This is a genomic window from Streptomyces sp. CBMA29 (assembly GCF_014596445.1).
Classification (GTDB): domain Bacteria; phylum Actinomycetota; class Actinomycetes; order Streptomycetales; family Streptomycetaceae; genus Actinacidiphila.
Genome location: NZ_MECL01000241.1, coordinates 1 through 11,747, shown reverse-complemented (window position 1 = coordinate 11,747; position 11,747 = coordinate 1). Strand labels below are relative to the sequence as shown.

General features: G+C 75.0%; 3 protein-coding genes and 1 pseudogene. All 4 read right to left on the bottom strand.

What is annotated here, in order from left to right:
• A partial coding sequence (locus BGM09_RS33205) for a condensation domain-containing protein (protein WP_223187951.1) occupies positions 1-1,873 on the bottom strand: 1,873 nt, incomplete at its 3' end.
• Positions 1,874-1,876: 3 nt separating this feature from the next.
• On the bottom strand, positions 1,877-8,194 hold the full coding sequence (locus BGM09_RS33200) for a type I polyketide synthase (protein ID WP_188285452.1): 6,318 nt from the start codon (positions 8,192-8,194) through the stop codon (positions 1,877-1,879).
• Positions 8,191-11,514, bottom strand: a complete 3,324-nt coding sequence (locus tag BGM09_RS33195) for a non-ribosomal peptide synthetase (protein WP_188285451.1) — start codon at positions 11,512-11,514, stop codon at positions 8,191-8,193. Before BGM09_RS33195 ends, BGM09_RS33200 begins: the two co-directional genes overlap by 4 nt.
• A pseudogene (locus BGM09_RS38250) lies at positions 11,511-11,747 on the bottom strand (hypothetical protein); the annotation flags it as partial. The pseudogene BGM09_RS38250 and the gene BGM09_RS33195, both read right to left, overlap by 4 nt.

The window sequence follows — 11,747 nt, the reverse complement described above, 5'->3', positions numbered from 1 at the left end:
GGCCCAGCCGGGCCTCCAGCCGTCGCGCCTCCTCGGCGTCGGCCACCGGCAGCCGCAGCAGCTCCGCCACGTCCACCTCGCCCTCGGGCGTCAGCGGCAGCCGGGCGACGGGGACGACGGAACCGGGCGCGGGCAGGCGCGCGCCGAGCTCTTCGAGGTCGACAGGCCCGGTCGGTACGGCGTAGGCCAGGAGTTCGGGCGCGCCGCCGGGGTCGTCGAGGGCGAGCCGGGGGACCACCGCCACGTCCGCCAGCGCCGGCGCGGCCCGCAGCAGATCCTCCTCGACGTCGGCCGGGCGGATCCGCGTCCCGCCGATCAGGACCACCTCGGGCACGCGGCCGTCGCAGCCGACCGCGTTCAGCACCTCCACGGTGCCGTCGGCCCGCACCAGCGCGCGCTGCCCGGTCCGTCCGCCCTGCGCCGTCCGGACCTCGCCGGGGACGCCCTCCGGCGGCACCCGGCCGGAGCCGTCCCGTACCCGCAGCGGACTGGCGTGCCGGATTCGTTCGCCCAGCGCCTCCTCGTCCCGGTCGGAGCGCAGCGGCAGGGCGTCGACGCGGGCCGCGGGGTCGCGGACGGCGGCGGTCAGCAGGGCCCGGTAGTGGGCGACGAGACGTTCGGCGGTGGCCCGGTCGAACAGGTCGGTGTCGTGGACGAGGGAGCCGTGCAGCCGGTCCGGGTGCTCCCAGACGTGCAGTTCGAGGTCGAAGCGGGTGGACTCCTCCTCGTCGTCCACCCGCTCGACGTCGAGACCGCCGAGTTCGAGCCGCTGGTCCGCGAAGTTCTGGAGCGCGAAGAGGACTTGGAAGAGCGGATTGCCGCCGCTGTCCCGGCCGCCGCCCAGCGCCCGCACGATGCCGTCCACCGGGGTGTCCTGATGGGCCAGTACGTCCAGGGAGGCGGTCCGCACGCGGGCCAGCAGTTCGGCGAACGACAACGTGCCTGCCACGTCGACCCGTACCGGCAGTGTGTTCACGAACAGGCCCATGAGCGGCGTGAGTTGATCGTTGTCACGGTTGGCGAGCAGTGTCCCGACGACGATCCGCTCGCCCGCGCCGTAGCGGTACAGCAGCGCGTCCCAGGCGGCCAGCAGGGTCATGTGCAGCGAGACGCCGTGCCGTTGGGCCAGGTCCCGCACTCCGCGATACGTCTCGGCGGGCAGGTCGAAGTCCACCCGCGCGCCGTGGAAGGACGGCCGGTCGGGGCGTGGGCGGTCGGTGGGCAAGGTGATGCGCGGCGGCCGGTCGCCCAGCACCTCGCGCCAGTGGCCGAGCCGTGCGGCCAGCGTCTCCTCGGTGAGAGTGGCGCGCTGCCACTCGGCGTAGTCGGCGTACTGGACGGGCAGTTCGGGAAGCTCGGCCGGTACGCCGTCGCGGTCCGCCCGGTAGTACGTGTCGAGTTCGCGGACGAGCAGCCCGAGCGACCAGCCGTCGGTGGCGATGTGGTGCAGGCAGAACACCAGAAGGCAGTCGTCGGCCGCCAGCCGCAGCAGCCTGGCCCTGACCGGCGGCCGAGCGGTGAGGTCGAACGGCTCGCGGACCACCTCGCGCAGGCTCGCCCGCACCCGCGGATCGGCGGTGACCGGTTCTCCGGGCGGCGGCCCGTCCAGGGCGCGTACCTCCAACGGCACCGGCAGCGTCTCGTGCACGAACTGGCTGAGCGAGCCGTCGGGTCCTGCCGCGTACGTGGTGCGCAGGATCTCGTGCCTGGCCACCACCTGGTCGAGCGCGCGGGACAGCCGCGCCGGGTCGAGTGCCCCGCGCAGACGCAGCACGAGCGGCACGTTGTAGGTGGGGTTGCCGGGGTCGAGGCGGTGGAAGAACCACATGCGCTCCTGGTCGAAGGAGGCGGGGAATTCCAGAGGGGCGGGCATGGGTCAGTCCTCCGGTGTGGGGACGGCGGCGGCCCGGCGCGGGCTGCGGGCGATGGGGGCCGCGGCGGCGGCCGTGGTCGCGGGCCCGGCGGCGCGGGACTCCTCGACCAGAGCGGCGAGCACCGCGACCGTGGGTGTGCCCGCGTCGAAGAAGGCACGGACGGACAGCGACACGCCCAGCTCCGTACGGAGCCGTGTGATGAGCTGCATGGCGAGCAGCGACTCGCCGCCGAGGTCGAAGAAGTCGTCGTGCGCGCCGACGCGGTCGATGCCGAGCACGGTGGCCCAGGCGTCGGCGACCGTCCGTTCCAGGTCGGTGCGGGGTTCGGCGTACGGGGTGGCCAGGGCCGGGCGCAGGTTGAACGCCGAGCCGCCGCCGTACAGTCCGCCGCCGCGCGCCTCCGGGGCGGCGGACTCTGTGACGGTCTCCGCGGGGTCCTGGTCGGCGTCGGGACGGCGAGCGGGCGCGTCGACGAGCTTGAGCACCAGCGGCCTCGCGTCCCCTGACAGCGCGCCCAAGGCACCGCTCAGCGCGGCGGCGGCCTCCTGCGGCAGCGCCTCGACGCTCGCCCCGGCGGCCTCCAACCGCCGTATGCGTTCTGCGCGTTGAGCGGCGTCATCCGTGACGGCCCCGCGGGCGGTCAGCAGCGCGTGGTCGGCCTCGCGCAGCCGGTCGGCGTCTCGCGGATAGACGCCCACCTCGTCGTATCCCGAGCGGCCGAGCAGCGCGCGCCAGCCGTCAGGGGGCAGCAGCGGGGAGTGCTCGCGCAGGTCGTCGGAGAAGTACCACCAGCCCTCGAAGAGCCCGGCCGTCAGCATCGACGGGCGCCGCTGCGAGGTGGCCTCCAGGAGGAACAGCCGCCCGCCGTCGCCGAGCAGCGACCGTACGTGGGCCACCGTGGTGCGCAGGTCGGGCGTCGCGTGCAGGACGTTGAAGGCGAGCACCACGTCGAAGCCGCCCGCGGGGAAGCCCTGCGGAGCCGGATCCGCGGAGATGTCGAGGACGCCGAACGTCATGAAGTCGATGTCCTTGGCCGCCGCGGTGCGCTGGCCCGCCAGCACGAACGACCTGCCGAGGTCGGTGAAGTGGTACTCGACACCGGGGATGCCCTTGAGCGCGTCGGCGACGTCCCAGGTCAGATAGCCGCGCCCGGCGCCCACCTCCAGCACCCGCAGCCGCCCGCCCTCCGCCTGCCGGGCCAGCCGGGCGACGGCCTGCGCGACGAGCCGGGTGTGCACGGCGACATCGCTGGTGCCGACCCGCTGGTCCACCACCTCCTGCGAGATGTCGTCCGACCCGTCCGGGAGCAGCACCTGATGCCCCGGCACCGCCCCGCCCAGCACCTCCGGGTAGCGGTCCGCGCAGCGCCGCAGCAGCTCCAACTCATCCGCGCGGTCGGGGTGCCGGGCCAGCAGCGCCGCCTCCAGCGCGTCGATACCGGGCTCCGCGCCGAGGTCGGCGGCCTCGCCCGGCCGCGCGCGGAAGGTCACGGCGCCGTCGGCGCCGCGCACCAGATGCCCGTCCTCGGCCAGCACGGCCAGCATCGCGTCCAGGAACGGCCGGTAACCGGGCACGACGCCCACGGCCGCGGCGATCGCTTCTGCGGTGCCGCTGTCGCCGTCCCCGGTCCGCACTCCCGCGCCGTGCAGGAACCGCAGGATGTAGCGCGCGCACAGCGCGTCGAGATCCCGCTGGAGGTCGGCGGGAGCGTGCCGCACCTTGATGCCGCCGCGCAGCAGTTCGTCGTCCTCCGCGAGCAGCCCGGCCTCGCGTACGGCGTCGATGTGCGCCACGGCCGACGACCGGACCGGCGCCTGTCCGTCACCGGGGTCGGTCACCAGCAACCGGCCCCCCGCGGCGGCCAGTTCGAGCGCGCGGCCGAAGCCGGGGTCGCGCAGACCGTCCGGCACCAGATACGTGCCGGGCTCGACCGCGCGCCGGGGCGGGTCCATCCAGAAGCGGCGGCGCTGGAACGGATAGCCGGGCAGCGGGAGCCGGCGGCGCGGGCGCTCGTCGTACGGCGCGTGGCGGCCGGTCGTGCCGCCCGCCGCCCACACCGTGCCGAGCGCCGTCAGCAGCGCCTCGGCGTCGCCGTAACCGTCCCTGGGGTGGCGGGTCGCGGACACGGTGACGGTCTCGCGGCCGAGTTGGAGCCCCGCCAGGCGGGTGAGGCCGCGCCCGGGACCCGCCTCGACCAGCACCGGGCGGTCCGCGTCGTGCAGGGCGCTGAGGCCGTCGGCGAAGCGGACGGTCTCGCGGGTGTGGCGCAGCCAGTAGCCGGGGTCGGTGGCCTGTTCGGCGGTGAGCGGCGCGCCGGTCAGATTGGAGATCAGCGCGGTGCGCGGCGCGCGCAGCGTGACCCGGCCGAGCGCGTCGGCGTACTGCGGCAGGATCGGGTCGAGGACCGAGGAGTGCACGGCCGTGGCCAGCCGCAGCCGCGAGTGGTCCACGCCCTCCGCGACCAGCCGCCGCTCCAGCTCCTCGATCTCGGCGACGGGACCGGAGACCGAGCAGTGCAGCGGGCCGTTGACCGCCGCGATGCCGAGGCCGCCGGTCAGCCGGGCGCGCGACTGCTCCTCGCTCAGCAGCACGCTGAGGGTCGCGCCGCCCGCGAGCAGCATCAGCCGCTCGCGCTCCGCGACCAGCGGCAGCACGTCCTCCAGCGAGAAGACCCCAGCCAGGCAGGCGGCGGTGTACTCGCCCAGGCTGTGGCCGAGCATGGCGGCCGGACGCACCCCGTACGCCTCCAGCTGGCGGGCGACGGCGTAGCCGACGGCGACGACACCGGGGAAACCGCCCCCGTCCGCGGCGAGTTCGGCGTGCAGGTCACGGCCGTGCCCGGACATGACGGCCGCGCACTCGTCGAGGGCGGCGGTGAACTCCGGTGCCCAGCCGTACAAGTCGGCGCCCATGCCCGCGAACTGGGTTCCGCCGCCGGGAAAGAGCAGCGCCACCGGTCGCGTGTCCGCCGCCTGTCCGACACTGCCCGCGCCCTCCCGCAGCGCCCGGACCGCGGAGCCGATGCCGGCTGTCGCCACCGCCCGCCGGTACGCGAATTCCTCGCGTCCTGAGCGGAGCGTGTGGGCGACGTCCCGCAGGTCCAGCCCGGGGTGGGATTCCAGATGGTCGGCCAACCGCTCGGCGCTGTCGGCCAGGGCCTGCGGGGACTTGGCCGAGAGCGTCACGAGGTGCGGCCCGGTGTCGGTCACGGGACCGGCGGCAGGCGGATACGCGGCACCCGCCGGGGCCTCCTGGAGGATCACGTGCGCGTTGGTGCCGCCGATGCCGAAGGAGCTGACGCCGGCTCGGCGCGGCGCGCCGGGCACGCGCCGCCACGGGGTGAGCCCGGTGGCGACCCGGAACGGGCTGCCGTCCAGCGGAATCAGCGGGTTGGGCCGCTCGAAGTGCAGGCTCGGCGGTATCGCCTCGTGTTCAAGCGCCAGCACCGTCTTGATCACTCCGGCCACGCCGGCGGCGGCGTCGAGATGCCCGAGGTTGGTCTTCACCGAGCCGATGGCGCACGACCCCGGGCGCTGCGCGGTGTCCGGGTCGGTCGCGAACGCGTCGAGGAGCGCCCGGAGTTCGATCGGATCGCCGACCGGCGTACCGGTGCCGTGCGCCTCCACGTACGAGATCGCGCTCGCCGCCACCCCCGCAGCCGCGTGCGCGGCCAGGATGACCTCGGTCTGGCCCGCGGCGCTCGGCGCCGAGAAACCGGCCTTGCGGTCGCCGTCGTTGTTGACCGCGGAGCCCTTGACCACCGCGCGGATCGTGTCGCCGTCGGCCAGCGCGTCCGCCAGCCGCTTGAGCACCAGCACCCCCACCCCGTCGCCGGGGAACATCCCGTCGGCCGCCGCGTCGAAGGAGCGGCAGCGCCCGTCGGGGGAGAGCGGACCGTCCGGCATGTGGTGATAGCCGGTCCCCGGTGACGGGTTGAGGCAGGCGCCGCCGGCCAGCGCGACGTCGCAACTGTGGTCGAGCAGATCGCGGCATGCCAGGTGCAGGGCGACCAGCGAGGTCGAGCAGGCCGTCGAGACGCTGATGCCGGGGCCGGTCAGGCCCAGCTCGTAGCAGACCCGCGTGGCGAAGGAGCTGGGCGAGTTGGCCGAGAGGGCGGGCAGCAGCGCCATCGAATTCGGCGCGTCGGCGATGTGCGGGTGCACCTTGTCGAGGAAGTAGCGGCTCTGGCTCGCGCCCGCGTACACCCCGACCAGGCCCGGGTACTCGCGCGGCGGGCAACCGGCCTGCTGGAGGGCGTGGTAGGCGCATTCGAGGAACAACCGCTGCTGCGGGTCGAGCAGTTCGGCCTCGGTGGGGCGGAAGCCGAAGAAGTCCGCGTCGAACAGGTCGATGCCGTCCAGCGCGGCCTCGACCTTGACCAGGCCCGGATCCGCCAGCTCGCGCGGGTCGTTGCCCGCCGCGACGAACTCCTCGTCGGTGAAGGGCTTCGCGGCCTCCCGACCGGCGGCGAGCCCGGCCCAGAAGTCCTCCAGACCCGACGACCCGGGGAACCGCCCGGCCATGCCGACGATGGCGACGTCGAGGTCCGGGTCGTAGTCGGGGCCCGGGTCGTAGTCGGGTCCGGGGTCGTCGTCCGGTCCCGGATCGTGCGCGGGCCCCGGGTCGTGCGCGGGCCCCGGTCTGGAGCGCGGACCGGTGTCCGGACCGTGCTCTGGGGTGGCGGCGGAGTGAGCGGAGTCCGGGGTGCGTGCGGTGTGTGCGGACATCAGGGCTGTCCCTTCCTGACGCGGCCGTGAGGTGCGGTCGTCGCCGGTCGGCTGGGGGAGGGGGCGTTCTGGGGAGGACACGGAGTCGGCGGCGCGGGGCGCGGCGGCGTCGTCGTCGTCGCGCGGCGCGATCACCGCCAACTCCTCGATCAGGGCGGCGAATCGCCCGGCCAGCCGCTGTGTGGTGGAAGCGGTGAACATGTCGGTGCGGGCGGTGACCGTGACGGTCATCGCGCCGGTGCCGTCCGCGTCGTCGGCCACGTCGAGGACCAGGTCGAAGCGGGCGGTGCCGGGGTCCAGCGGATACTCGGCGCTGCGCACGCCCGGCAGCTCCAGGCCGCTGAGCAGGCTCGAACGGTAGGAGAACATGACGTCGAACAGCCGTGGCGCCCCGCCGCCCCGGTCCGGACGCGCGTCCTCCACGACGGTCTCGAACGGCACGTGCTGGTGCGCGTACGCCTCGGCGCACAACTCCCGCACGTACGACAGCAGTTCGGCGAAGCCGGGGTTGCGTCCGCCCGCCGGTCCCACGTCGACGGGCAGCACCATCACATTGCCGAAGTTGCCGATCAGCGGCTCGAATTCCGGCCGGGGCCGCCGGACCACCGGTGTGCCGAAGGGCACCCGTCCGGTCGCGCCGTTGCGCCGCAGCAGCAGGGCGGCGGCCGTGAGTAGCACCATGTACGGCGACGCCTGCTCGGTACGGGCCAGCGCCCGTATCCCCTCGGCCGCCCGCCGCGACACCGTGGCCCTGCGCCTGACCCCCTGCCGGGGCGCCCTGGCAGGGCGCGGCTGATCGGAGGGCAGCCGTACGGTCCCGCCGGGGCCCGCCAGCAGCCGTCGCCAGTAGGCCCGCGACTCCTCGAACCCGGCGCCGCGCAGTTCCCCGGCCTCCCAGCGGGCGAAGTCCGCGTACTGCGGTCCCTCGGGCGGGCCGTCGAAAACGCTCTCCGCCGTGCTCCCGGAGGTCTGTCGCCCGGCCCCGTCCCGGTAGGCGGCGGACACCTGGCCGAGCAGGATCTCCCACGACAGGTCGTCACAGGCGATGTGATGAATCGTCAGGAAGAGCAGGCGTTCCAGCGGTCCCCGACGCAACAGGAGTAGCCGCAGGGGCAGTTCGCACGTGAGGTCGAACGGGACGTCGGACCAGGCGCGTACCACCGCCTCCGGCCCGGCGCCGTCCTCGGCCATAAGGTCGCGGACCTCGAAGGGAAGGACCGCCCCGGCAGGAGCGGCGACCTGGACCGCTTCGTCCGGCGCGCCGCCCCGGTAGACCGTCCGCAGCGCCTCGTGGCGGCGCGTCACGCTCTCGAACGCCGCCCGCAGCCGCGCCGGGTCCAGCTCACCCGTCAGCCGTACCCCGATGGTCAGGTGGTACGCGGGATCGTCGGGGGCGAGCTGGTGCAGGAACCACATACGGCGCTGCGCCGACGAGAGCGGCGCGGGCAGCCGGGGACGGCGTACGGCCGTGGGCGCGGGGTCGGCGGCGGCGCCGAGCCCTTGGCCCGCCAGCGTACGGCGCAGCAACTCCCGCCTGCGCGCCGCCAACTCACTTTCGTCCAGGGGACGTTCCGATCCACGGCCGCCGCTCATGACGCGGTCCGCGGGGGTGCCTGGTCGGCCGCGAGTTCGGCGTCGATCTGGTCGGGACTGAGACCGGCCACGTACAGATGCACCGCGGCGATCTGCGCCATGCGCCCCGGCCTGGTCTCCTTCTCGGTCAGTACCCGCGCCATGCCCACCACGTCGGAGGTCGCCATCAGCGCGCGCGGCGACAACTCCTCGTCGGGGAAGGTCTCCCGCAGCCGGGCCAGGATGCGGGCGCCGACCAGGGAGTCCCCGCCGAGCGCGAAGAAGTTGTCGCGCGCTCCCACGCTCGGCAGCCCGAGCGCCGCCGACCAGGTCCGCGCGATCAGCTCGACCAGCGGGTCCTCGCTCCCGCCTGCCGTCTCCTCGGCCGGCGGACCGGCCGCCGAACCGGCCACCGGCGCGGTCGCCGCCGTACGCCCCAGAGCCTCGCGGTCCACCTTCCCGTTCCGGGTCAGCGGCAGGTCGGCGCAGAGCGTGAGACTCCCCGGCACGACGGACGCGGGCAGCAGCGCGGCGAGGTGGTCGCGCAACTCCGCGACCTCCGGCACCGGCTCGCCCGGGGCCGGTACGACGAAGGCCGCGAGACCGCGGTGCCCGGCCACGCCGTCGCGCCGCACCGGTACCACGGCGGCGCGCGCGACGCCGGGATGCGCGGCCAACGCCGCCTCCGCCTCGGCCGGTTCGACCCGGCGCCCGGCGATCTGCACCTGCCCGTCCGCGCGGCCGACGAATTCGATCACCCCGTCGGCCCGGTACCGCGCGAGGTCGCCGCTGCGGTACAGCCGCTCACCCGTGCGCGGATGGGTCACGAACGCCTCGGCGGTGGCCGCCGGATCGCCGAGATAGCCGCGGGCGAGTCCCGGCCCCGAGCAGTACAGCTCGCCGGTCACGCCGTCGGGCCGGTCCCGCAGCGCGCGATCCAGCACGTGGTAGCGGGTGTTGGCGAGCGGAGTGCCGTAAGGGACCGACGTCCACGCCGGGTCGACCCGCTCGACCGGATACCAGATGTTCCACAAGGTGGTCTCCGTGGGACCGCCCACCGAGACCAGCCGGGCCGAAGGAAAACGCCGCGCCAGCTCCCCGGCCGCGGCCAGCGGTATCCAGTCGCCGCCGAGGAAGACCAGCCGCGGACCGTCCGCGCCGAGCGGCGCGGGCGTCGCCGAGTCGGCCAGCCGGTCCAGCAGCATCTCCATCATCGCCGGCACCGAATTCCACACGGTCACCCCGTGCCGGGCCATCAGCTCCGCCCAGTGCGCCGGATCGGTCCGCCGGGCCGCCTCCGGCAGGATCAGCGTGCCGCCCGCCCCCAGCACCCCGAACACGTCGAAGAGCGACATGTCGTGGTGGAGCGCGGTCAGCCCGAGGCACCGGTCGCCGGGGCCGATCCCGAAGCGTTCGACCGTCTCCCGCAGGCAGTTGACCACGCCCCGGTGCTCGATCATCACGCCCTTCGGCGTCCCGGTCGTCCCCGACGTGAACAGCACATAGGCCAGGTCGGAAGCCTCCCGGGACGCCGCCGGAGGCTCCGCCGGACCACCGAAGGCGGCGGCGTCCGCCCGGACCACCGGCCACGGACCGTCCGGTACGGCGCCGGCCAGCGGGGCGTGCGTGACGACGGCCGCCGCAGCGGCGCTGTCGAGCAGCAACCTCAGCCGCGCGGGCGGTACTTCGGGGTCGAGCGGTACGTACGCGCAGCCCGCGAGCAGCGCCGCGAGCGCGGACACCACCTGGTCCTCGCCCTTGTCGAGCAGCAGCGCGACCAGCGTGCCCGGCGCCACCCCCGGCTCGGCGCGCAGCCGGTGGGCGAGGTCCGCCGCACGGGCCAGCAGAGCGCCGTAGGTCAGCGTCCCCGACGCGCTGATGAGCGCGGGGTCGGCAGGGCGCGCGGCGGCCTGCCGCAGGAACGCGTCCTGCACCAGCTCGTCCGGTATCGGCCGGTCCGCGCCCTGCGCCGCCCGGCGGCGCGCCGTCTGCTCGGCGGGCAGCGGCCCGACATCGTCGAGCTCCCAGACGGCCGGATCGTCCGCGAGCCGGTTCAGCAGCGCCGTCCATGCCCCGAACATCGCGTCCAGCACGCCCGGCGCGAACAGCTCCTCGACCGCGTCCCAGTTGCAGCAGAGCGTGCCCCGCCGCTCCTCCACCTGCGCGTCCAGGTGCACTTGGGGCGTCTGCGTGATCCCGTACACCTGGGTCAGGGCGCGCTCCAGCGCGTGCGGTACGGGTTCGCTGAGCGCGAGGGTGCTGGTCAGCACGACCGGCATACGGGCCTGCTCGCCGTCGCGCGCGCGGGTCAGCTCGCGCAGCAGCCGTACGCCGCTCGTCTCGCCGTGCTCCAGGCCCTCCAGGAGCCGGCGCTGGAGCGCCCTGGCCCGCGCCGTGAAGGTGCCGGGACCGCTGTGGTCGGCCTCGACCAGGGTGAAGGACGCGAATTCGCCGACCAGTTCGGCCGCGCCCGGCACCGCGGGTGAGCGGTTCATGCTGGGCACGTTCAGGGTGAAGCGGTCGGTGGCGCTCCAGCGGGCGATCACCTCCGCGTACGCGGCGAGCACCACACCGGTCGGTGTGAGACCGGCCGCCGCCGCGCGCTCCCGCAGCGCGGACCACGTGGCGCGGTCCAGGACGGCCTCACGGCGGACGAAGCGGGGCCGGAGCACGGCGCCGGGATCGGCGCCGCGCGGCAGCGCAGGGGCGTCCGGCAGGTCGCGCAGCCGCTCGGCCCAGAACTCCTCGGCCTCGCGGACCGCCTCCGCGTCCCGCGCCGCGCCGGACTCGCGCAGGTAATCCGCGAACGCGCCTCGCAGCCGCGGCAGTTCGGCGTCCGGGCGCTCGTAGAAGGCGGACAGGTCGCGGTACATCACATGCCAGCTCGCCCAGTCGACGGTCAGCCCGTCGAAGCCGACGTGCACCCGGCAGACGCCGTCGCCGAGCAGGCAGACCGCCACGGAGAACAGCGGCCAGCGGTCGGCGGGGCGCACCTCGTGGGACAGCCGCTCCCGCAGGGCGGCGAGCGTCGCGCGGACCTCCTCGGCGGGCCGGTCGCGCAGGTCCACGACCTCGATCGGCGGGTCAGGGACCTCCGCCAACTGCCGCTGTTCCTGGCGGTCCGGGTCGATGACTGTACGCAGCATGCCGTGCCGGTCCACCAGCAGCCGCCAGGCGCGGACGAACCGCCCCACGTCCAGCGGCCCTTCGAGCTCCAGGTACGCGTGCGTGCTGACATTGCCCAGCGGATAGAGGTCGCCGCGGCCGACGAGATACGCCTGCTGGGTGTCGGTCAGCGGGAAGGGGCGCTCATCCGCGCCGTTGTCGAGCGCGCGGCTCATCGTGCGGCCTCCTCGTCGGGAGCGGCGGAATCGTTGCGTGCGGCGGGCTCGGCGGGCCCGGCGGCCTCGGCTGGCCCGGCCGTCGGCTCCGGCGGTACGTCGCCGACGCCCCGTCCGCCGTGTGTGCCGTCAGTGCCGCCAGTGCCGTACGGGTCCTGGCCCGTCCCCGAGGCGTCTCGCGTGTCCGCACCGCCGCCCGGCCCCCTGCGGGACCTGCGCAGCGACAGCGCCTC

Excerpts from the sequence above, each read along its gene's own strand:
- BGM09_RS33200 (WP_188285452.1), bottom strand. The coding sequence starts at position 8,194 with ATGAGCGGCGGCCGTGGATCGGAACGTCCCCTGGACGAAAGTGAGTTG.
- BGM09_RS33195 (WP_188285451.1), bottom strand. The coding sequence starts at position 11,514 with ATGAGCCGCGCGCTCGACAACGGCGCGGATGAGCGCCCCTTCCCGCTG.